19 protein-coding genes and 1 tRNA gene are annotated in these 21,429 nt (G+C 69.2%); 10 read left to right on the top strand and 10 right to left on the bottom strand.

Annotated elements, in window-relative coordinates; translation table 11 throughout:
- Positions 1-45: 45 nt before the first annotated feature.
- Positions 46-132, bottom strand: a tRNA-Leu gene (locus WKR98_RS14810).
- 217 nt (positions 133-349) lie between these two features.
- Between WKR98_RS14810 and WKR98_RS14805 the strand changes: the two genes are divergently transcribed.
- From WKR98_RS14805 to WKR98_RS14780, 6 genes are all read left to right on the top strand, one after another.
- Positions 350-1,057 (top strand): winged helix-turn-helix domain-containing protein, encoded by a 708-nt coding sequence (locus WKR98_RS14805; RefSeq protein ID WP_341434473.1) that lies wholly within the window; start codon positions 350-352, stop codon positions 1,055-1,057.
- Positions 1,058-1,224: 167 nt separating this feature from the next.
- Positions 1,225-2,433: a succinyldiaminopimelate transaminase gene (dapC, locus tag WKR98_RS14800; RefSeq protein WP_341433963.1), complete on the top strand. Its 1,209-nt coding sequence runs from the start codon at positions 1,225-1,227 to the stop codon at positions 2,431-2,433.
- 137 nt (positions 2,434-2,570) lie between these two features.
- The gene (dapD, locus tag WKR98_RS14795) at positions 2,571-3,401 is read left to right on the top strand and encodes a 2,3,4,5-tetrahydropyridine-2,6-dicarboxylate N-succinyltransferase (protein WP_124689834.1); all 831 of its coding nucleotides are present in this window, start codon (positions 2,571-2,573) and stop codon (positions 3,399-3,401) included.
- A gap of 28 nt (positions 3,402-3,429) precedes the next feature.
- On the top strand, positions 3,430-4,560 hold the full coding sequence (dapE, locus tag WKR98_RS14790; protein WP_341433962.1) for a succinyl-diaminopimelate desuccinylase: 1,131 nt from the start codon (positions 3,430-3,432) through the stop codon (positions 4,558-4,560).
- On the top strand, positions 4,557-5,441 hold the full coding sequence (prmB, locus tag WKR98_RS14785) for a 50S ribosomal protein L3 N(5)-glutamine methyltransferase (RefSeq protein ID WP_341433961.1): 885 nt from the start codon (positions 4,557-4,559) through the stop codon (positions 5,439-5,441). Before dapE ends, prmB begins: the two co-directional genes overlap by 4 nt.
- 235 nt (positions 5,442-5,676) lie before the next feature.
- Positions 5,677-7,587 carry an ABC-F family ATP-binding cassette domain-containing protein gene (locus WKR98_RS14780; protein ID WP_341433960.1) on the top strand — a complete coding sequence of 637 codons (1,911 nt, stop codon included), beginning with the start codon at positions 5,677-5,679 and terminating at the stop codon, positions 7,585-7,587.
- Positions 7,588-7,619: 32 nt separating this feature from the next.
- On the opposite strand, the gene WKR98_RS14775 is transcribed toward WKR98_RS14780, so the two are convergent.
- The 6 genes from WKR98_RS14775 to WKR98_RS14750 are packed head-to-tail and all read right to left on the bottom strand — an operon-like array spanning position 7,620 to position 13,460.
- Positions 7,620-9,071: an NAD-dependent succinate-semialdehyde dehydrogenase gene (locus WKR98_RS14775; protein ID WP_341433959.1), complete on the bottom strand. Its 1,452-nt coding sequence runs from the start codon at positions 9,069-9,071 to the stop codon at positions 7,620-7,622.
- 36 nt (positions 9,072-9,107) lie between these two features.
- A complete protein-coding gene (locus tag WKR98_RS14770; protein ID WP_341433958.1) occupies positions 9,108-10,082 on the bottom strand; it encodes a Bug family tripartite tricarboxylate transporter substrate binding protein in 975 nt (324 codons plus the stop codon).
- A gap of 45 nt (positions 10,083-10,127) precedes the next feature.
- Positions 10,128-11,627: a class I adenylate-forming enzyme family protein gene (locus WKR98_RS14765; protein WP_341433957.1), complete on the bottom strand. Its 1,500-nt coding sequence runs from the start codon at positions 11,625-11,627 to the stop codon at positions 10,128-10,130.
- 7 nt (positions 11,628-11,634) lie between these two features.
- Complete coding sequence (locus tag WKR98_RS14760) at positions 11,635-12,192, bottom strand: MaoC/PaaZ C-terminal domain-containing protein (RefSeq protein ID WP_341433956.1); 558 nt, start codon at positions 12,190-12,192, stop codon at positions 11,635-11,637.
- A gap of 5 nt (positions 12,193-12,197) precedes the next feature.
- Complete coding sequence (locus tag WKR98_RS14755) at positions 12,198-12,647, bottom strand: MaoC family dehydratase (protein WP_341433955.1); 450 nt, start codon at positions 12,645-12,647, stop codon at positions 12,198-12,200.
- An 18-nt stretch (positions 12,648-12,665) separates the two neighbouring features.
- Complete coding sequence (locus tag WKR98_RS14750; RefSeq protein WP_161567829.1) at positions 12,666-13,460, bottom strand: IclR family transcriptional regulator; 795 nt, start codon at positions 13,458-13,460, stop codon at positions 12,666-12,668.
- A gap of 212 nt (positions 13,461-13,672) precedes the next feature.
- Here WKR98_RS14750 and WKR98_RS14745 point away from each other — a divergent pair, with 212 nt between their 5' ends.
- From WKR98_RS14745 to WKR98_RS14730, 4 genes are all read left to right on the top strand, one after another.
- Positions 13,673-14,068, top strand: coding sequence for a RidA family protein (locus WKR98_RS14745; protein ID WP_238160008.1), 396 nt, complete (start codon positions 13,673-13,675; stop codon positions 14,066-14,068).
- Positions 14,069-14,103: 35 nt separating this feature from the next.
- Entirely contained in the window at positions 14,104-15,063 is a 960-nt protein-coding gene (locus WKR98_RS14740; protein ID WP_124689845.1) for a Bug family tripartite tricarboxylate transporter substrate binding protein, read from the top strand.
- Positions 15,064-15,071: 8 nt separating this feature from the next.
- On the top strand, positions 15,072-15,986 hold the full coding sequence (locus WKR98_RS14735) for an ABC transporter substrate-binding protein (RefSeq protein WP_341433954.1): 915 nt from the start codon (positions 15,072-15,074) through the stop codon (positions 15,984-15,986).
- Positions 15,987-16,047: 61 nt separating this feature from the next.
- Positions 16,048-16,569: a MarR family winged helix-turn-helix transcriptional regulator gene (locus tag WKR98_RS14730; protein WP_124689847.1), complete on the top strand. Its 522-nt coding sequence runs from the start codon at positions 16,048-16,050 to the stop codon at positions 16,567-16,569.
- A gap of 4 nt (positions 16,570-16,573) precedes the next feature.
- Here the strand turns inward: WKR98_RS14730 and xdhC are convergent, their stop codons facing one another.
- From xdhC to xdhA, 3 genes are read right to left on the bottom strand one after another with little or no spacing between them, the layout of a single operon-like run.
- The gene (xdhC, locus tag WKR98_RS14725) at positions 16,574-17,416 is read right to left on the bottom strand and encodes a xanthine dehydrogenase accessory protein XdhC (RefSeq protein ID WP_341433953.1); all 843 of its coding nucleotides are present in this window, start codon (positions 17,414-17,416) and stop codon (positions 16,574-16,576) included.
- Positions 17,413-19,737 carry a xanthine dehydrogenase molybdopterin binding subunit gene (gene xdhB, locus WKR98_RS14720; RefSeq protein ID WP_341433952.1) on the bottom strand — a complete coding sequence of 775 codons (2,325 nt, stop codon included), beginning with the start codon at positions 19,735-19,737 and terminating at the stop codon, positions 17,413-17,415. Before xdhB ends, xdhC begins: the two co-directional genes overlap by 4 nt.
- Positions 19,734-21,335 (bottom strand): xanthine dehydrogenase small subunit, encoded by a 1,602-nt coding sequence (gene xdhA, locus WKR98_RS14715; protein ID WP_341433951.1) that lies wholly within the window; start codon positions 21,333-21,335, stop codon positions 19,734-19,736. Before xdhA ends, xdhB begins: the two co-directional genes overlap by 4 nt.
- Positions 21,336-21,429: the final 94 nt, after the last annotated feature.

The following is a 21,429-nucleotide window of genomic DNA, read 5'->3' as shown; positions in this document are numbered from 1 at the left end:
GCCTTGCCGGCTGCGGCCGGACACCACCAGGGTTGTTCAAACTTATGGTGCGACCGAGAGGAATCGAACCTCCACAGGATTTCTCCCGACAGGACCTAAACCTGTTGCGTCTACCAATTTCGCCACGGTCGCACATCAGAAACCGGATTGTAACCCGAGTCTCCGAAAAGGCCCGGAGGCCCCCCTCACCCGTCCCCGCGCGCCCGTCCGGCCGCTCCGTCAATCATTGTTTTCTCTTGCCGCACGGACTTTCGGGCCTTCCCGCCGCATGTTTACCGTTATTGATCATCCTCACCAAAACGTTGGGATAGATTGCGATTGCAATCCCGCAACGCTTTTCTTGCCCGCAATGATCGAAACCCACACGCCAGAAGTCGCCGTCCTGCTCGGGGAGACCGGCCGCGATTACGAAATCGCGGACGAGTTGATGCGCGCCGGCTTCAGCGTCTACGTCTGCACCAGTTCGCAGGAAGTGCATGCGCTGCTGCGCGCGGGCAAGAACCCCGTGGTGCTGGCCGACGCGGCGCGGGCGACCGCGTTCGACAGCGTCCCGCTGACCCGGCTCGTCTACATTCCGCCCGATCCCGGCCAGGCCGCCGACATGCCCCACGTGGAAGTCCGGGTGCTGGGCGCCGATCCGAACGCGCAACTGCTGCCCATCCTGCGCGCCATGCGGCGCCACCTCGCCCTGGCCAGGCCGCGCCTGGCCGAGCCGCCGCCCGAAACGCCCACGCCGGCGCTATGGATCCTGTCCACGCCGCCGCGCCGCCTGACGAGTCCGGAGGGCCGCAGCCTGCCGCTGACGCTGACCGAGTGGCAGTTCGTCAGTCACCTTTTCAGCGAGCGCAACCGCACCCTGACCTTTGCCCAGTGGCAGGCCGTCTCGGCCAAGGACGGCGAGCGCCAGTTGCACAACGTCGCGGTCCTGGTGAGCCGGTTGCGCCGCAAGGCGCAGCGGCACGGCGTCACCCTGCCCCTGGAGGCGGTCCGGGGCGTGGGCTATTCCTTCACGCAGCCCTGCGGGGATCTGGCGCCCGGCCCCAAACACGCCCGCTAAGGCGTGCCGACAGCCCCCCAGGGGGCGCTTTTCGCCTTGGGGCGGCCCGGCGGCAGGAAGGACCCCACGCTTGCCGCTACGCGTCGGCGCTGCCCCCCAAGGGGGCGCTTTTTGCCTTGGGGCGGCCCGGCGGCAAAATGGCCGGCCGCGAGGTTACAATCGCGGCCATGAATCCTCGCCTCGGGCTGCTCCAGCCCTATCCCTTCGAAAAACTGCGCGCGCTGTACGCCGATATCGTGCCGCCCGCCAGCCTGCGTCCCGTCAGCCTGTCCATCGGCGAGCCCAAGCACGCCACGCCGGCTTTCATCGAGGACGCCATCCGGCAGAACCTGTCCGGGCTGTCCGGCTATCCCCCGACCAAGGGTTCGCCCGCGCTGCGCGCCGCCATCGCCGGCTGGCTGGAGCGGCGCTACGGGCTGCCGGCCATCGATCCGGACAAGCAGGTGCTGCCCGTGCTGGGTTCGCGCGAGGCCCTGTTCGCCTTCGCGCAGGTGGTGATCGACGGCGCGCAGCGGCCCCGGGTGCTGTGCCCCAACCCGTTCTACCAGATCTACGAGGGCGCCGCGCTGCTGGCCGGCGCCCGCCCCACCTTCGTCAACGCCGACCCGGCGCGCAACTTCGGCTGCGACTGGGCATCGGTCTCGCCCGCGGAATGGCGCGAGACCCGGCTGGTCTACGTCTGCTCGCCCGGCAACCCGGCCGGCAACGTCATGGACCTGGACGAATGGAAGTACCTGTTCGAGCAGGCCGACAAGTACGGCTTCATCATCGCCTCGGACGAGTGCTATTCCGAAATCTACCTGGACGAGGCCGAGCCTCCGCTGGGCGCGCTCGAAGCCGCCCACCGCCTGGGGCGCAGCGACTTCCACAACATCGTGGTGTTCTCCAGCCTGTCCAAGCGCTCGAACGTGCCGGGCATGCGCTCCGGCTTCGTGGCGGGCGACGCCAAGCTGCTGGCGCAGTTCCTGCTGTACCGCACCTATCACGGCAGCGCCATGAGCGACGTGGTGTCGGCGGCCAGCGTCGCGGCCTGGAACGACGAGGAACACGTGCGCGAGAACCGGCGCATGTACCGCGAGAAGTTCGACGCGGTCCTGCCCATCCTGCAGGACGCGATGGACATCCAGCGCCCCCAGGCCTCGTTCTACCTCTGGCCGCGCACGCCCATCGACGACGCCGAGTTCACCCGCGGCCTGCTGGCGCAAGAAAACGTCACGGCCCTGCCGGGCAGCTACCTCGCGCGCGAGACCCCCGCCGGCAACCCGGGCGCGAACCGCCTGCGCCTGGCACTGGTGGCGCCGCTGGACGAATGCGTCGAAGCGGCCCACCGCCTGGCGCGCTACGCCCGCTCGCTGCCCCCGACCCGCATCGCATGAACGAACACCCATACCGCATGTAAACACACCCCGCTACCCAGGGCACAGCGGATCCGGCTCCGCCGGTCCGCCAGTGCCGCCCCCTCGGGGGGCGCGCGCAAGCGCGTAGGGGGGGTCCTCTTATTGGATATCCGACCATGAGCCAAGACCTCAAGACCGTCATCGAACAAGCCTGGGAAGACCGCGCCTCGCTGTCGCCCTCCGCCGCCCCCGCGGCCGTCCGCGAAGCCGTAGAACACGTCCTTGCCGGGCTGGACAAGGGCGAACTGCGCGTGGCCGAGAAGCAGAACGGCGACTGGACCGTCCACCAGTGGATCAAGAAGGCCGTGCTGCTGTCCTTCCGCCTGGAAGACAACGTCGTGATGGGCACCGGCCCGGGCAGCGCCCTGCAGTTCTACGACAAGGTGCCCAGCAAGTTCGCCGGCTACAGCGCCGAAGACTTCAAGCAGGGCGGCTTTCGCGTCGTGCCGCCGGCCGCGGCCCGCCGCGGCTCGTTCATTGCCCGCAACGCCGTGCTGATGCCTTCTTACGTGAACATCGGCGCCTACGTCGACGAAGGCACCATGGTCGACACCTGGGCCACGGTGGGTTCGTGCGCGCAGATCGGCAAGAACGTCCACCTGTCGGGCGGCGTGGGCATCGGCGGCGTGCTCGAGCCGCTGCAGGCCAACCCCACCATCATCGAAGACAACTGCTTCATCGGCGCCCGTTCGGAGGTCGTCGAAGGCGTGATCATCGAAGAAAACTCGGTCCTGTCCATGGGCGTGTTCATCGGCCAGAGCACCAAGATCTACAACCGCGAAACCGGCGAGATCACCTACGGCCGCGTGCCCTCGGGCTCGGTGGTCGTACCCGGCAGCCTGCCCTCGGCCGACGGCAAGTACAGCCTGAACTGCGCCGTGATCGTCAAGCGCGTCGATGCGCAGACCCGCGCCAAGACCAGCATCAACGATCTGCTGCGCGCCTGATTCCACGACTTCCCCCGCCGCGTCCAACATGACCACCTCCGTTCTCTCCCTGGTCGAAGACCTTATCCGCCGGCCTTCGGTCACCCCCGTCGACGAGGGCTGCCAGGCCCTGCTGATCGACCGTCTGACGGCCCTGGGCTTCGCCTGCGAAACCGTCGAGGGCGGCGGCGTGGTCAATTTCTGGGCACGGCGCGGCAACGCGGGCCCGCTGGTGGTGTTCGCCGGCCACACCGACGTCGTGCCCCCCGGTCCGCGTGAACACTGGAACACCGACCCCTTCGTGCCGACCGTGATCGAGGGCATGCTGTACGGCCGCGGCGCGGCCGACATGAAAAGCTCGATCGCCGCCTTCCTGGTGGCGGCCGAGGAATTCGTCGCGCACCATCCCGACCACCCCGGCTCGATCGGCCTGCTGATCACCTCCGACGAGGAAGGCCCGGCCGTCCATGGAACGGTGAAGGTCTGCGACATGCTGGCCGCGCGCGGCGAAACGCCCGACTACTGCATCGTGGGCGAGCCCACCTCGTCCGCCCAGCTGGGCGACACCATCAAGAACGGCCGCCGCGGCTCGGTCTCGGGCCGCCTGACGGTCAAGGGCATACAAGGCCACGTGGCCTATCCCGAAAAAGCCCGCAACCCCATCCATCAGGCCGCGCCCGCGCTGGCTGAACTGGCCTCCACCGAATGGGATCGCGGCAACGAGTACTTCCCTCCGACCACGTTCCAGATCTCCAATTTCCACAGCGGCACCGGCGCCACCAACGTCGTGCCTGGGGAAGCGGTGATCGACTTCAACTTCCGCTTCTCCACCGCCAGCACGGTCGAGACGCTGAAGACCCGCGTCCACGACATTCTCGATCGCCACGGACTCGAATACGGCATCGAATGGTCGGTCTCCGGCCTGCCCTTCCTGACCCCGCGCGGCACGCTGTGCACCGCGCTGTCCGAGGCCATCGCGGCGGAGCTGGGGATCGAGGCCGAACTCTCGACCACCGGCGGCACTTCGGACGGCCGCTTCATCGCGCGGATCTGTCCCCAGGTGGTCGAGTTCGGCCCGGTCAACGCCACCATCCACAAGATCAACGAGTGCATCGCCGTGGACAGCCTGGAGCCCTTGAAAAACATCTACCGGCGCACGCTGGAAGCCTTGCTCAGATGACATCCCATCCCCTGCGCACCGTGCGCGACCTGATCCGCTATGCCGTGAGCCGCTTCAACGCCGCCGGCATCGCGCTGGGCCACGGCACGCTAGACGTCTACGACGAAGCCGTCTACCTAGTCCTGCACACGCTGCACCTGCCCATCGACCGGCTCGAGCCCTTCGTCGATGCCGCCGTGCTCGACGGCGAGCGCGAGGCCGTGCTGGCCATCATCGATCGCCGCATCGACGAGCGCCTGCCCGCCCCCTACCTGACCAACGAAGCCTGGCTGCGCGGCCGCCGCTTCTACGTGGACGAGCGGGTCATCGTGCCGCGCTCGTACATCGCCGAGCTGCTGGACGACGGCCTGGCGCCGTGGATCGACGACCCCTACGCGGTGGAGTGGGCGCTGGACATGTGCACCGGTTCCGGCTGCCTGGCCATCGCGGCGGCGGAGACCTTCCCGCACGCGCAGGTCGATGCGGTGGACATCTCGAAGGACGCGCTGGACGTGGCCCGCATCAACGTGGACGACTACGGCCTGCAGGACCGCGTGGCGCTGCACCAGTCGAACCTGTTCGAGGCGCTGCCTCCCGCGCAGTACGACCTGATCCTGTGCAATCCGCCCTACGTCAACACCGATTCCATGAACGCGCTGCCGGCGGAGTACCGCCACGAGCCCAGCCTGGCGCTGGCCGGGGGCGCGGACGGCATGGACCTGATCCGGCCGCTGCTGGCCCGGGCCGCCGAGTTCCTGCAGCCCGACGGCATCCTGGTGCTGGAGCTGGGCTACGAGAAGGGTTATTTCGAACAGGCCTTTCCCCATCTCGATCCGGTCTGGCTGAGCACCTCCGGCGGCGACGACAAGGTGTTGCTGCTCAGGCAGGACCAATTGGTATGAAAGCCCCCCCCTACGCGCTGACGCGCGCCCCCGATGGTAGACCCCCAGCCGCTACGCGGCAGCCCCCCATGGGGGCTGGGCCCCGCCTTGGGGCGGCCCGGCACCGGGTCCCCGGGGCGAAACTGGCGGACTGGCGGAGCCAGATCCGCGGTTTCCTGGGGTACTGCCAGACTGATGGAGAACGGCAATTTTGTCGAGCGGCGCGGGCGAGCGTCGAGACAAGGCGGTCCCCGCAGTGATACGAGCATCAGGCATTACGCTTCGGCGCGGCACCAAGGTGCTGCTGGACGGCGCCGACTTCGTGGTCCATCCCGGCGAACGCGTCGGCATCGTGGGCCCCAACGGCGCGGGCAAGTCCACGCTGTTCGCGCTGTTGAACAGCCATCTGGAGCCGGACGCGGGCAACCTGGACATCCCGGCCAGCTGGCGCATCGCGTCGATCGCGCAGGAAATCCACGAGACCGACCGCGAGGCGCTGGAATTCGTCATCGACGGCGACACGCGCCTGCGCCGCCTGCAGGCCGAGCGGGCCGCGGTCGACGTCGACCGCGAGGGCCTGCGCCTGGCCGAGCTGGAGGCCGAACTGGCCGACGCGGGCGCATTCTCGGCGCAATCGCGCGCCGAGCAGTTGCTGGTCGGCCTGGGTTTCTCGCAAGAGGAATTCCGCCAGCCGGTGGCGAGCTTCTCGGGCGGCTGGCGCATGCGCCTGAATCTGGCGCGCGCGCTCATGGCGCCGTCCGACCTCCTGCTGCTGGACGAGCCCACCAACCACCTGGACCTGGACGCCATGCTGTGGCTGGAACGCTGGCTGGCGGCCTACCCCGGCACCGTGCTGGTGATCTCGCACGACACCGAATTCCTGGACGCGGTGGCCCGGACCATCCTGCATTTCGACCAGGGCAAGCTGGTTCGCTATAAGGGCGGCTACGAGGACTTTCTGACCCAGCGCGCCGAGCGCCTGCGGCAGAACCAGATCGCCTACGACAAGCAGCAGCGCGAGGCCGCCCACCTGCAAAGCTTCATCGACCGCTTCAAGGCCAAGGCCAGCAAGGCCAAGCAGGCCCAGAGCCGGGTCAAGGCGCTGGCGCGGATGCAGGTGCTGGCGCCCATGCGCGCCGCGGCGGGCATCGACATCAGCATCCCCTCGCCCGACCACATGCCCGATCCGCTGCTGTCGCTGGACGGCGTGCGCGCGGGCTATCCCGCCGCTCCCATCCTGGACGGCGTCAAGCTGTCGGTGCGGGCCGGCGCGCGGGTGGGCATCCTGGGCGCCAACGGCGCGGGCAAGAGTACGCTGGTCAAGACCCTGGCCGGCGAAATCGCCCCGCTGGACGGCGAGCGCAAGGAAGCCCGCGGCCTGGCCGTCGGCTACTTCGCCCAGCACCAGCTCGACATGCTGGATGCCGAGGCGACGCCCCTGCTGCACCTGGCCCGCCTGGCCCCCGAGGCGCGCGAACAGGACCTGCGCAACTACCTGGGCGGCTTCGGCTTCTCGGGCGACTTCGCGCTGGCCAAGGTCGGCCCCATGTCGGGCGGCGAGAAAGCCCGCCTGGCGCTGGCGCTGGTGGTCTGGAAGAAACCCAACCTGTTGCTGCTGGACGAACCCAGCAACCACCTGGACGTCGACACCCGCGAGGCGCTGACCGAGGCGCTGGCCGAGTTCGAGGGCACCATGCTGCTGGTCTCGCACGACCGCCATCTGCTGCGGACCACCGTGGACAGTTTCTGGATCGTCGCCGATGGCGGCGTACACGAATTCGACGGCGACCTGGAGGACTACCGCGACTGGCTGGCCAGCCGCCAGGGCGGCAACGCGGCAGTGTCGTCGGCCGCCGCCACGTCCGCCGAGGGCGGCGTCGATCGCAAGACGCAGCGGCGGCTCGAGGCCGAAAGCCGCCAGCGCCTGTCGACCCTGCGCAAGCCGCTGGAGACCCGGCTCAGGAAGCTGGAAGAAGACATGCAGAAGCTGGAGGCGCGCAAGCGCGACCTGGATCAGCTCATCGCCGATCCCGGCCTGTACGACGATGCCCGCCGTGACGAATGCCGCAGCGTGCTGGCCGAGCATGGCGACCTGCAGAAGCGGCTGGGCGAGATCGAGGAGGCCTGGCTGGGCGTGCAGGAAGAACTCGACGCCATCCAGGCCTGAGGCGTCCGCGCGGACGCCTCGACCCGCGAAGCCTAGACGTTCATCACGCTGACGGCGCGCGTGTTCAGGTAGGCTTCCACCGCTTCCGGGCCCCCTTCCGAACCGAAGCCCGAATCCTTGATCCCGCCGAACGGCATCTCGGCCGTCGGGATGGCCGGCATATTGACGAACAGCATGCCGACCTCGACCTTGCGGGAAATCAGGTCGGCATTCTTCAGCGAACTGGTGAAGGCGTAGCCGGCCAGGCCATACGACAACCGGTTCGCCTCGGCAATCGCCTCGTCCAGCGTGTTGAAGGCGCGAATGGCGGCAACCGGCCCGAAGGGTTCGTCGTTGAAGATGCGGGCATCGAGCGACACGTCGGACAGCACGGTCGGCTCCCAGAAATTGCCGACCTCGCCGATGCGCTTGCCGCCGGCCAGCACCTGCGCGCCCTTCTGGACCGCATCATCCAGGAAGCTGGACATGGCCGTCAGGCGGCGGGGATTGGCCAACGGTCCCATCTGCGTGCCCTCGGCCAGGCCATCGGCAACGCGCAGGCCCTTCGCCCACTTCGCCAGCTCGGCGGCGAATTCGGCGCGCACGCTTTCATGCACCAGGAAACGCGTCGGCGAGATGCAGACCTGGCCGGCATTGCGGAACTTGGCGCCGCCGGCGGACTTGACCGCCAGGGCAACGTCCGCATCCTCGCAGACGATGACCGGCGCGTGGCCGCCCAGCTCCATGGTCACGCGCTTCATGTGCTGGCCCGCCAGCCCGGCAAGCTGCTTGCCGATCGCGGTCGAGCCCGTGAACGTGATCTTGCGGATGGCCGGATGCGGGATCAGGAAACCCGAGATCTCGGCGGGATCGCCATACACCAGCCCCAGGACGCCCGGCGGCAGGCCCGCATCCTGGAACGCGCGGATCAGCGCGGCCGGCGCGGCGGGGGTTTCCTCGGGCGCCTTGACCACCACCGAGCAGCCGGCGGCCAGTGCCGGCGCCAGCTTGCGCACCACCTGGTTGATCGGGAAGTTCCACGGCGTGAAGGCCGCCACCGGCCCGACCGGATCCTTGAGCACCATCTGGCGCTGCGCCAGGCTGCCGCGCGAGGGCACGATGCGGCCGTACACCCGGAAACCTTCCTCGGCGAACCACTCGATGATGTCGGCGGCGGCCAGCGTCTCGCCCTTGGACTCGGCCAGCGGCTTGCCGTTTTCCTGGGTCATCAGCGGCGCGATCTCGCCGGCGCGCTCGCGCATCAGTCCGGCGGCCTTGCGCATGATCTCGCTGCGCTTGGCGGCGGTCATGCCGTTCCAGGTGGCGAAGCCCCGCTGCGCCGCCTCGACGGCCTGCTCGAGGTCGACGCGCCCGGCGTGGGCCACGCGGCCGATTTCCTTGCCGGTCGCGGGATTTACCACGGCAAGGGTCTTGCCATCGGCGGCATCCTTCCACTTGCCGTCGATGAAGAGTTGGGTATCCGTATAAGTCGTAGCCTGTGTCATCTCTATCCTTCCTTTGCGTATCGCGGCAGTGCTGCCCTACTCCGCCTTCATGCCCGTCTGCCTGATCAGCTCCGACCACTTGGCGAGTTCCTTGCTCACCTGCTCGCGCAGTTTCTCCGGGCTTCCGCCCACCACGTCCGCGCCCAGCTTTGCGTAGGCCTGCTTGACCTCAGGCATCTGCAATATCCGGTTCACCGCCTGGTTGATGTCGGTGACGACTGGCGCCGGCGTACCATGAGGAGCATAAAGCGCAAACCAGCCTGATGCATCAAAACCCGGAAAAGTTTCCGCCACAGTCGGGATGTCCGGCGCTTCCGCGCTGCGCTGCGGGCCGGTCACGGCCAGCGCGCGCAGCTTGCCCGCCTTGACCAGCGGCAGCGACGACGGAATGCCGTCGAACATGATCGGCACCTGCCCGCCCATTACGTCGGTCAGGGCCGGGCCGCTGCCCTTGTAGGGAATGTGCTGGATGCTGATCCCGGCCGTCCGCTTGAACAGTTCCCCGAACATGTGCGGCGTGGAGCCCTGGCCGGGCGCAGCCGAGCTGTACTTGCCGGGGTCGGCCTTGGCCATCGCGATGAGTTCGGCCAGCGTCTTCGCCGGGAAGGATGGATTGACGACCAGGATGTTGGGCGAGGTCGTCACCCACACGATGGGCTCGAAATCCTTCACCGGATCGTATCCGGGCTTGTCGTACAGAAAGGGATTGATGCCGTGCGTGCCGCCGGTCGTGAACAGCAGCGTGTAGCCGTCCGGCGCCGAACGCGCCACGAACTGGGCGCCGATGTTCCCGCTGGCGCCGCCCTTGTTCTGCACCACCACGGCCACCTTCAGTTCCTGGCCGAGCTTGTCCGCCAGCACCCGCCCCGTCACGTCGGTCGGCCCTCCCGGGGGGAAGGGAATGACCAGCTGGATCGGCCGGGACGGCCACGCTTCCTCGGCCGGCGCGGGCGCCGCCATCACAAGCAACCCGCTCGCGCAACATGCCGCCAACATCACCTTGCGTATCATCTTGTCTCCTGGGTCCCGCAGCCGGGACATTCGTTGTCATGGGAATCAGACGGCTTCCCTCAGGTCGCGCTTCAAGACTTTTCCGTTGGCGTTCCGGGGCAAGGCCGCAAGAAACCGGTAGGCCTTCGGGCGCTTGTAATCCGCCAGCAGGGATTTGCAGAGTTCCTGCACGCGCCGCTGCACCTGCGCCGCATCCGCCGCGTCCTTCAGCACCAGGAACGCCGTGGCCGCCTCCCCCCAGCGCTCATCCGGCACGCCGACCACCGCGCATTCGCGCACGTCCTGCTCGCGCAGAAGGACCTCCTCGATTTCGATCGGGTAGATGTTCACCCCGCCGCTCTTGATGACGTCCTTGCGCCGGTCCACCAGGTAGAGATAGCCGTCCTCGTCCAGGTAGCCGATATCGCCCAGCGTGCACCATTGCCCGTCGCTGACCTCGGCCGTTTTCTCCGGCGCCATGAAGTACCCGGCGAAAAGAGTCGGTCCGCGCAGCCAGATGTCGCCGACCACACCGGGCTCGGTAACGATCCCGCGCCGTTCGTCGCGGATCTGGACCTCGATCCCGGCAATGGGCAGGCCCACGCAGCGCGGCCGGGCAGACTGGCCCTCGGGACGAAGGTTGGTGACCACGCCCGCCTCCGTCGCTCCGTAGAAATCGTGCAGGGCGACGCCGGGGAAGCGTTCCTGCACGCGCGTCCTGGTGCGTGTGGACAGGGGCGACGCGCCGGAGATCAGCATCCTCAAGGTCGGCGCCGCCCCACCGTCGAGCGTCGTTTCCAGGACGCGTTCCAGCATGAAAGGCACCATGAAGGACCACGTCACGCCGTGTCTGGCGATGACCGATGCCGCCGACACCGCGTCGAAGCTGTCCAGGACCACGACCGAGCCCCCCACCGCAAGCTGCGCCAGCGTGAAGGTGAAGGGCGCGGTGTGGTGGAAGGGTCCGCAATGCAGCGCGACGTCCCCGCTGCCGATGCCGAACTCCGTCGCCCAGTAGAGATAGGCGAGTGCACGATTGCGCTGGGTGACCATGGCGCCCTTGGGCCTGCCGGTGGTGCCCGAGGTGTAGCCGAGATAGAAAAGATCGTCTTCCCGCGCCTCGGGCGGCACCCAGGCGTCCGAGGCCCGGGCGATCATCGCCTCGAGCTCCGGCCCGCGGCGTATGGTGCGCACCGAGCCGGGCAGCGCGGCATCCGCGACCTGCGGGTCGAACCGCGTGTCGCAGACGAGCGCCTTCGCCCCGCAGTCCTCGACCTGCCGGCGCAGTTCGCTGCCCGTGTAGCGGTAGTTGACGGGCACCATGCATAGCGCCCCTTTCGCGCAGGCGGCCGCGATCGCGATGTAGTCCGCGCAGTTGGGAAGCATCACGGCCACCCGGTCGCCACGCGCCAGGCCGGCGGCCATCAGCCCCTGCGCGATGGCCGCGGCGCGGCGATCCAGCTCGGCGAAAGTGAGCGTGGCATCGCCGTGCCGCACCGCCACCCGCGCGCCGTGCCGCCGGGCCACGAGGCCCAGGGCACGCTGCACCGTAACGGGCACGGACACGCGGCGCTCAGCCGATGACACGATGCTGCACCAGGTAGGGCCGTTTCAGCTCGGCCTTGATGGCGAGCGGCCGGTGCGGCAGGACGGCTTGCGCCTTGCCCGTGTGGGTCACCTCGCCTTGCTGGTTCACCGCTTCCAGCTCGAACTCCACCAGGTTGTCCTCGTCGTCGACCCACTTGCGCGTGACCTTGGCGCGGCAGGTCAGGGAGTCGCCGGGGCGGACGATGATCGTCGCCCGGGTGGAGAACATCCGCAGCGGGCGGTCCCACAGGAAATCGGTCAGCAACTGCCCCAGGAAGCCCATGCCTATCATGCCGTGGGCGAAGACACCGCCCATGCCGCCGATGTCGCGGGCGATGTCCTCGTCCACGTGACTGGGGTTGAAGTCGCCCGAGGCGCCGGCGAACTTGGCGATCTGCAGGCGGGTAATGGCGGGCTTCACGAGCTCCAGGGCCAGGCCGATGTCGACGTCCTCGAAGTACGGGCCGGCCTTGGCGGCCGGCAGCTCCGTGCCGACGGGAACGGCCAGGCGTTGGGAAACCTCCAGGGAAGAATAGGCATTCATGTCGTTCACTCGTCCCGTACGAAAAAGAGTTGGGTGGCTTCGACGAGGCGCTCGTCGTCGTGGTTCTTCATCTTGATCAGCACCGTGAAGTAGCTGACCTCGCCGTAGGTCTTGCTCTGCTTGCGGCCGGCCTCGATCACCTTGATCTTGTGCAGGATGCGGTCGCCGGGGCGGACGGGCTTGTAGTAGCGGATCACCTGTTCGCCATGCAGCAGCAGCGGCAGGTCGACTTCGGTTTCCGACAGCACCAGCGCCGTCTTGAAATCGCGGAAGCAGTTGATGAAGGTGGGCGGCGCGACGATGCCCCCGTTCCCGCTGGCGCCGGCCGCGTCGGCGTCCAGGAACAACGGGTTGTAGTCTCCCAGGACGCTGCACAGGGCATCGATCCTGTCCTGGGTCACCACGGCCTCGGACCAGGGCGTCTCGGCGCCCAGGGCATTCAGATTGATAGGCAAAGCATCCTCCTTGTTGGATCAGGCGAAAGTCCGTTGCGGAAATTGCGCGACCTTGACCGAGAGCTTCTCGGCGCAGGCCTTGGTGCTCTTCTCGATCAAAGAGCGTTGCCCCGCGTCGACGACGTGGAGCGGAAACACGCAGGAGACGGCGGCGATCACCTCGCCCGCGCGCGACATCACGGGGGCGGCCACCGCGCCGGCCCCAAGCGTGTTCTCGCCCCGGTTGTGCGCGGCACGTTCGCGGCGGATGCGCGCGAAGCCGCGCTCCATCTCCGCCATCGTGGTGATGGTCTGGGGCGTCAGCGCCTTGAAGCCGCTCGCCCGGTAGGCGGCACGCATCAGGCCGGGCTCGGACAGTGCCATGAAGAGCTTGCCGGCGGCGGTCGCGTGCAGCGCGCGTTCGTCGCCGACGCGCATGATCACCCGCAGCGCGCTGGGGCTCTCGACGGTGGCCACCACCAGGATCCGCTCGCCCTTGCGCACGCTCAGGTGCACCGAGTGATGCGTCTGGGCGACGAGGTCGGCCAGCGACGGGCCGGCAACGTCCGCGAGGCTGTTCGGATGGTGCGAGAACAGCGAGCCGATGCGAAAGGCCGCCGACCCCACGCGCAGGCGGCCGGTGACCGGATTGCTTTCGATCATGCCCCAGGCCTTGAGCGTCGCGGCGATGCGCGAGACGACGCTCTTGTGCATGCCCAGGCGCTCGGCCAACTCCGTGACCCCGAGCTCGGGGCGGTCCTGCGTGAAAGCCGTCATGATCTGCATGGCCTTGTCTATCGTCTTGCGATGGCTGGCCGGCGAGGTGCTGTTCATCCGAAGCCCTGTCTGGATACGCCGGCGACCATCCGGTTGCGATGGACGGGATACTAAGACTCGCGCCGCCGGCTGTAGACGTGAGTTGCCCATATGGCAACCGACTTTGGACGTCCCGTCAGCTTTGCGTAAACCCTGACTCTATATATCTTTACATTAAGATTCTTAATGATAAGATAATTACACGTTCCACCCTCCCCAGGACATGCATCGTGCAAGCCAGGATCACCCGCCTAGAAGGCACCCCCTACCAGCAGCAACGCGCCTTTTCGCCCGCCGTCGTCTCGGAAGGCGGACGCACCATCTGGCTCGCCGGGCAGACCACCACCGAGGACGCGCAAGGCCGCGACATCTCAGGCCAGTTCGAGGCCCAGGTGCGCGCCTGCTTCTCGCTGATCCAGGGGACCCTGGCCCGTTGCGACGCGGACCTGCGCAACCTGGTCTGGATGACCGTGTTCATCGACGATCCCCGGCACGGCGACCGCTTCGTCGACATCCGCGCCGAATTGCTCGGCAGCACCGGCTTTCCCGCCAGTACCCTGATCACGGTGTCGCATTTCGCCCGTCCGGGCATCGTGGTCGAAATCCAGGCCATCGCCGTGGTCTGATCCCCACCCCGCCCCGCGCCACCCAGGAGACTTCCATGTCAGGCCGCGCCTTGCTTGCCCTGTTCGCCAGTTCGCTTTGCCTTGCCGCCCACGCGGATACCTATCCCAGCCGGAACGTCACGCTGGTCGTCACCAGCGGCCCCGGCTCCTCGGCCGACATCCTGTCCCGCATCATCGGCGTGGACCTGTCCCGCCGCCTGGGGCACACCGTCGTCGTCGACAACCGGCCGGGCGCGGGCGGCAACATCGCCGGCGAACTGGTCGCCAAGGCGCCCGCCGACGGCCATACGCTGCTGCTGGCCTCGATCAGCACGCACGGCATCAACCCCTGGCTGTACGCCCGCATGCCCTTCGACCCCGTCAAGGACTTCAAGCCCATCGGCACGGTGGCCTCCAATCCCAACGTGCTGGTGGTGGCGGCCAAGTCGCCCATCCGTTCCATTCCCGATCTCGTCGCCGCGGCCCGCAAGACGCCGGATCTCGCCTACTCGTCCGGCGGCAGCGGCACCTCGCAGCATCTGGCCGGCGAGATGTTCGCGTCGCAGGCCGGCATCAAGCTGATGCACGTGCCCTACAAGAGCGCGCCGCAAAGCATGAACGCGGTGCTGGCGGGCGACGTGGCCATGACCTTCCTCAGCGTCCCCGTCGCCGCCGGCCAGATCCAGGCCGGCCAGCTGCGCGCGCTGGGCCTGACCTCGGCCCGGCGGCTGGCCAGCCTGCCGGACGTTCCCCCCATCGCCGAACAAGGGCTGCCGGGTTTCGACGTCTCGGCCTGGTTCGGCCTCGTGGCTCCGGCCGGCACCCCGCAGCCCGTGGTCGACAAACTCAACCGCGTATTGCAGGAAACCCTGCGGGAGCCCGCGGTGCGCGAAAAGCTCGAAGGCCAGGGCATGGAAATCCTGGGCGGCACGCCCGAGGCATTCGCGCGCCTGATACGCAGCGAGATCGACCGCTGGGGACCGGTGGTCCGCGCCTCCGGCGCCGCCGTCAACTGAGGCCCGCCATGGCGATCGCTCCCCTGCGCGTGGCCGTGTTCGACGGCGGATGGAACCTGCCCCTGTGGGCCGGCATCGACCAGGGCTTCTTCGCAAGCCATGGGGTTTCCATCGAACTTCGCTACGTCGGCGGCTCGGCCGAACTGGTCGAGCGCCTGCTGCGCGACGAGGTCCAGGTCGCCATCGCCGGCATCGACAATCTCGTGGCCTACCAGGAGGGCCATGCCCGCATCCCCGGCATCCGTCCCGACCTGGTGGCCTTCCTGGGCGGCGACCGGGGCTTTCTGAGCCTGGTCGCGGCGCCCGGCATCCATGGCTACGACGACTTGCGCGGCCGGACCCTGTCGGTGGACGCGCTGTCCACCGGCTTTGCCTTCGTGCTGCGCGAGCTCCTGGCCACCCACGGCATCCCGGCCGATGACGTAGAGATCGTGCCTGCCGGCGGTACCAGCCAGCGCTACGCGGCCCTGCTGGCGGGCCGGCATGCGGCCACGCTGCTGCGCACCCCTTATGAATTGCTGGCGCGGGAGGCCGGCTGCCGCATCCTGCCGGGCGCGGACTGGCTGGACGACTACATGGGATCGGCCGCCTTCTGCCAACGCGCCTGGGCCGCCGCATCGAGCGATACGCTCAGGGCGTTCGCACGCGCCTACCGGGCCGCGATGGACTGGCTCGCCCGGCCGGACACCGGCCCGCGCGCCGCCGCCCTGCTGCGCGAGCACGCGCCCGATCTCGATCCGGCACTGAGCGAGCGCGCCCGCGACGTACTGCTGGCCCCCGCCACCGGCCTCATCCGCGACCTGCGCCCCAGCATGCCCGGCATCGCCACCGTGCTGGCGCTGCGCAACCGCCACGCGGGCCAGCCCAAAGCGCTGGACGACCCGGCCCGCTACGTGGACCTGAGCCACCTGCCGCCGGCGTGAACCGGCTGCGCGGCTCGTGATAGAGTTCGACGCAACCGAAACGGCGTCGAGAGTCAGTCCCTTGCCCCCTGCGTCTCCCCCTTCTCCGCGGCGCGATTCCGTCCAGCAACTGCTGGACGACTGGAAGCGCGAGCGCCCCGATCTCGATCCCTGGCCGCTGGGCATCATCGGCCGCCTGTCGCGCCTGTCCACGCACATGGTGCGGCACGCCGAGGAATGGCTGGCGCCCATGGGGCTGACCTGGGAAACCTTCAGCCTGATCGTCACCCTGCGCCGCTGCGGCCCGGAGTTCGCGCTCAAGCCCTCGGACCTGATCAAGGTGTCGCTGCTGACCTCGGGTGCCGTCACCAACCGCATCGATCGCGTGCAGGAGCGCGGCCTGGTGATGCGCGAACCGGATCCCAACGACCGCCGCGGCGTGATCGTGCGGCTCACGCCCGAGGGCAAGGCGCTGGCCGACCAGGCCATCGCCCGCCACTTCGAGGCGATGGCGGAGCTGCTGCGGCCCCTCGGCCGCCAGGAAGCGGACAAGCTGGCCGCCATGCTGAGCACGCTGCTGTTCGCCATCGAGGCGGGCGACTAAGGCCTCAAGCCCGCGCTTCCACCGCCTGCGCGGCCAGCAGCAGTTGCGCCGCCACCGAGACCGCGATAATCCCCGGCAGCTTGCCCGGAATCGCCGGCAGCCCCACCGGACACACCAGCGCGTCGATGCCTGCCTCGGCCATGCCCCGCGCGCGCAGGCGCCGCTCGAAGGTCGTGCGCTTGGTGGCCGAGCCGATCAACCCGCAATAGGCGGCATCGCCGCGCTCCAGCACCGCGCGCACGATGTCGAAATCCAGCGCGTGGCTATGGGTCATGACCAGGTGCATGACGCCGGGCGCGGCGTCGGCGACTTCGGCCGCGAGGTCATCGGTCTGCAGCGTCTCGACCTGTCCGGGCAGCGGCTGCGGAAAGACGTTTTCGCGGGTGTCCAGCCACCGTATCCGGAACGGCAGCGGCAGCATGACGTGCACCAGCGCCCGCGCCACGTGCCCGGCGCCATACAGCCAGAGTTCGTGCGGCCGCGCCTCCAGCCCTTGCAGCCGCGGCATGGCCTCGTCCCCATCCGCCAGCACCGAGAAGCGCAGCTCCACGCTGCCGCCGCAGCACTGGCCCAGCGAAGGACCGAGCGCGAAGCGGCGCGTCTGCTCGGCCGTGCAGCCGGCCTCGGCCTGCCGCAGCAGCGACTGCGCGTAGGCGATGGCTTCGTACTCCAGGTGGCCGCCGCCTATGGTGCCGGCAAAGCCTTCGGCGCCCACCAGCAGCGCCGCGTCGATGCCGCGCGGGGCGCTGCCCCGCACTTCCAGCACACGGACCAGGCACACGGCCCGGCCGCGCGCCGCGCGGGCGAAATCGGCCAGCCCCTGGGGCAGCAGCGCGGTATGCGTCATTGCTCCACGGCTCGCAGCACGGCCTCGGGCGTGGCGGGCGCCGACAAGGGCACGAGCGGGGTGCGTCCCTGTTCGCGCCGGGCCGCGGCCACCGCCTCGCGTATGGCGAAGAACGCGGCGAAGCCCAGCATGAAAGGCGGTTCGCCCACGGCCTTGGAGCCGTAGACGTTGTCCTCGCGGTTGGGCTCGGGCCAGAGCGCCACGTGGAAATCGGCCGGCACGTCGCCCGAGGTCGGGATCTTGTAGGTGGACGGCGCATGCGTGGCCAGCGTGCCGTCCGGCTTCCAGACCAACTCCTCGGAGGTCAGCCAGCCCACGGCCTGCACGAAGCCGCCTTCGATCTGGCCCAGGTCGATGGCCGGATTGATGGACCGGCCCACGTCGTGCAGGATGTCCACGCGCAGCACCCGCGTCTCGCCGGTCAGGGTATCGACCGCGACCTCGGTCGCCGCCGCGCCGTAGGCGAAGTAGTAGAACGGAAGGCCGCGCATGGTCTGGTGGTCGTAGTGGATCTTGGGCGTGGCGTAGTAGCCGTCCGACCACAGCGACACGCGGGCGGCGTAGGCCGCCTTGGCCACGGCCACGAAATCGAGTTCGGCGCCGGGCACGAGCACCTTGCCGCCGCGTATCGACACCTGCGCCACATCCAGGCCGCGCGTGCCGGCCACATGGGCGCGCAGGCGGTCGCGCACCTCGCGCGCCGCGAACTCGGCCGCCCGGCCGTTCAGGTCGGTGCCGCTGGAAGCGGCGGTGGCCGAGGCGTTGGGCACCCGGCCGGTATCGGTGGCGGTGATGCGCACCCATGCCAGCGGCACGCCCAGCGTGTCGGCCACGACCTGGCACACCTTGGTGTGCAGCCCCTGCCCCATCTCGGTCCCGCCGTGGTTCACCGTGACCGAACCGTCGGTATAGACGTTCACCAACGCACCGGCCTGGTTGAACATCGTGGCCGTGAACGAGATGCCGAATTTCACGGGCGTCAGGGCCAGGCCGCGCTTGATCACCGGACTGGCGGCATTCCAGCGCGCGATGGCCTCGCGCCGCCCGGCGTAGCCGCAGTCGGCCTCCAGCCTCTCGATCAGCGCGGGAAGAATGTTGTCGGTGACCTGCATCCCGTAGGGCGTGCGGTCGCGGGGCGCATCGCCGTACAGGTTGATCCGGCGCACGGCCAGCGGATCCAGGCCGAGGTGGCGGGCGATGTCGTCCAGGGCCGCCTCGATCATGCCCACGCCCTGGGGCCCGCCAAAGCCCCGGAAGGCCGTATGGGACTGGGTATGGGTCTTGCAGCGATAGCTGTGGATGGCGGCGGCCGGCAGGTAGTAGGCGTTGTCGGCATGGAAGATGGCGCGATCGGCGATCGGCCCCGACAAGTCGGCCGAAAATCCGCAGGCCGCCGCCTGCATCAGGTCGATGGCCAGGATGCGCCCCTGGCCGTCGAAGCCCACCGTCCAGCGGCCGAGGAAGGGATGGCGCTTGCCCGTGATCAGGAAATCGTCGTCGCGGTCGAGCCGCATCTTGCACGGTGCCCCGGCGATGCGCGCCGCCACCGCCGCCCATACCGCGATGTGGCCGGCCTGGGTCTCCTTGCCGCCGAATCCGCCGCCCATGCGGCGGCATTCGACCTGCACCGAATGGGCCGGCACGCCCAGCGCATCGGCCACCCAGTGCTGCACTTCGCCCGGATGCTGAGTGGACGACAGCACTTTCATCGTGCCGTCCTCGCCCGGCATGGCCAGGGCGACCTGTCCTTCCAGGTAGAACTGTTCCTGCCCGCCCATCGCGAACTCGCCTTGCAGGCGGTGGGGCGCGGCGGCCATGGCCGCCTCGACGTCGCCTTCGGCCAGATGCACCGGGGGCAGCACCCAGGACTCGGCCGCCAGCGCCTCGGCTATGGTCAGGATGGCCGGCAGCGGCTCGACCTCCATCCGCACCGCCCGCGCGGCCACGCGCGCCGCCTTGGCGCCGGTGGCGACGACCAGCGCGACCGGCTGGCCCAGGTATTCGATCAGGTCCGCGGGCAGGATGGGTTCGTCGTGCCCCGCCCCCACCACGTTGGCGGCGGGCAGGTCGGTGGCGGTCACCACGCGGCGCACGCCGGGCACCGCCAGCGCGGCCGAGGCATCCAGGCTCTTCAATCGCCCGTGCGCGACCTTCGACAACACGGGAGCGACGAACAGGGTGCCGCGCGGCTCGGGCACGTCGTCGACATACAGCGCGCGGCCGCTGACGTGCAGGTGCGCCGCCTCGTGCGGCGCCGCCACGCCGCAGGCCTGCGGCTCGGCCTTGACGTTCAGGATGCCGGGATGGTCGGGCGCGTTCATGCTTGTATCGCCGCGAGTTCGCCCAGGCGCGTGGCCGGCGCCTGCCGCGCCAGTTGCAGGCAGGAACGCAGCAGCAGGTTGGCCGCGGCCTGGCGCCGATAGGCCGCGCTGGCGCGCAGATCGTCCAGGGGATCGAATTCGTCGTGCATGGCCTGCCAGGCCGCCCGCATGCCGGGACTGTCGCGCAGCGCCGCGGCGGGCTGGTCCACCCGCAGGCCCAGCAGCGCCTGCTCGGTGCGCACGGCGCGGCTGGACACCGCGGCCATGCCGCCCGCCCCCACGCCGGCGGCCACGATGCGGCCGCCTTCCACGCGCAGCGCCGTGGCCAAGGCCACCGCGCTGATGTCCTGCTCGACCCGCTTGGACAGCTTCCAGGCATGGACCGCGACATCGGCGCCGGGCAGCGGCACACGCACGGCGCGGATGAATTCGCCCGGACGCAGGTCGTTCTTCTGGTAGCCGTGATAGAAATCGGTCAGCGGCAGGATCCGCTCGCGGCCCTGCCGGTGCAGCACCACCGAGCCGCCCAGCGCGATCAGCAGCGGCGCGGTGTCGCCGATGGGCGAACCGTTCGCGACGTTGCCGACCAGCGTGGCGCTGTTGCGCACCGGCACCGAGGCGAAGCGGTCGAAGTAATCGATACAGGCGGCAAAGTGCGGCGCCAGCGCCCGCCACGCGTCCTCGACGGTGACGGCCGCGCCGATCTCCAGGCACGCGACATCCGCTTCCCAGCGCGACGATGCCAGCGCATCCCGGCCGATGCGATCGATCGTGGCCAGTTCGGACACCCCGCCTATCCACAACACGTCGCCCAGCGCGCGATGCTGCTTGGTCACCCACAGGCCGACGTCGGTCGCGCCGGCCACGATGCGGCTGTCCGGATGCGCCGCGCGCAGCGCCGCCAGTTGCGCCAGCGTGCGCGGCGCCAGGAAGCGCCCGCGCGCATGGCCCTCGAAACCTTCGGTGGATTCCGGCGCGGTCCAGGCTTGCGGACCGGGCGCCACCTGCGCCAGGCGCTCGCGCATCCCGCCGGCCGTCTCGCCCTGCCAGTCCGGTGTGCACATCGCCTGCGCCGCGTCCAGGATGGGGCGATACCCCGTGCACCGGCACAGGTTGCCGGACAAGGCCCGCACTGCCTCTTCGCGGCCAACCGCCGCGTCATCGGCCAGCCGCCGGCCCTCGTACATGGCATACAGCGACATCACGATGCCCGGGGTGCAGAAGCCGCATTGCGAACCATGGTGCGCCACCATGGCCGCCTGCACGGGATGCAGGGCCCCGGGTTCGCCGATGTCGCCGGCGGTCGCCAGCAGCTTGCCGTCCAGCGCCGCCACGGGCTGGATGCAGGCATTGATGGCACGCACACGAAGATCGCCGGCGTCGTCCAGGTCGGTTACCGCTACGGTACAGGCGCCGCAATCGCCTTCGGCGCAGCCTTCCTTGGCGGCATGGCAGCCGGCCTGTTCCCTCAGCCATTCCAGCACTGTGAGGGCGGGCGGCAAGCCGCCCAGTTCGACCAGCCTGGGGCCATGCCAGAAGCGCACGGGGCGAACCCGCAGCTCCGGCGGCGTATCGGGGGAGGGAGGATCGGAAGCCATGTCGCTCTGCCAGGAGTACGCCCGCCGCGTCCGTCGCGGCACGCCAGGGACCATATCCGAAACATACGCGCCCTGGCGGGGCTTGTCATCTTCA

Source organism: Pigmentiphaga sp. YJ18 (assembly GCF_038066655.1).
Taxonomy (GTDB): domain Bacteria; phylum Pseudomonadota; class Gammaproteobacteria; order Burkholderiales; family Burkholderiaceae_B; genus Pigmentiphaga.
Note: the sequence above shows the minus strand (reverse complement) of the source record. Positions and strands in the feature narration are given on the sequence as shown.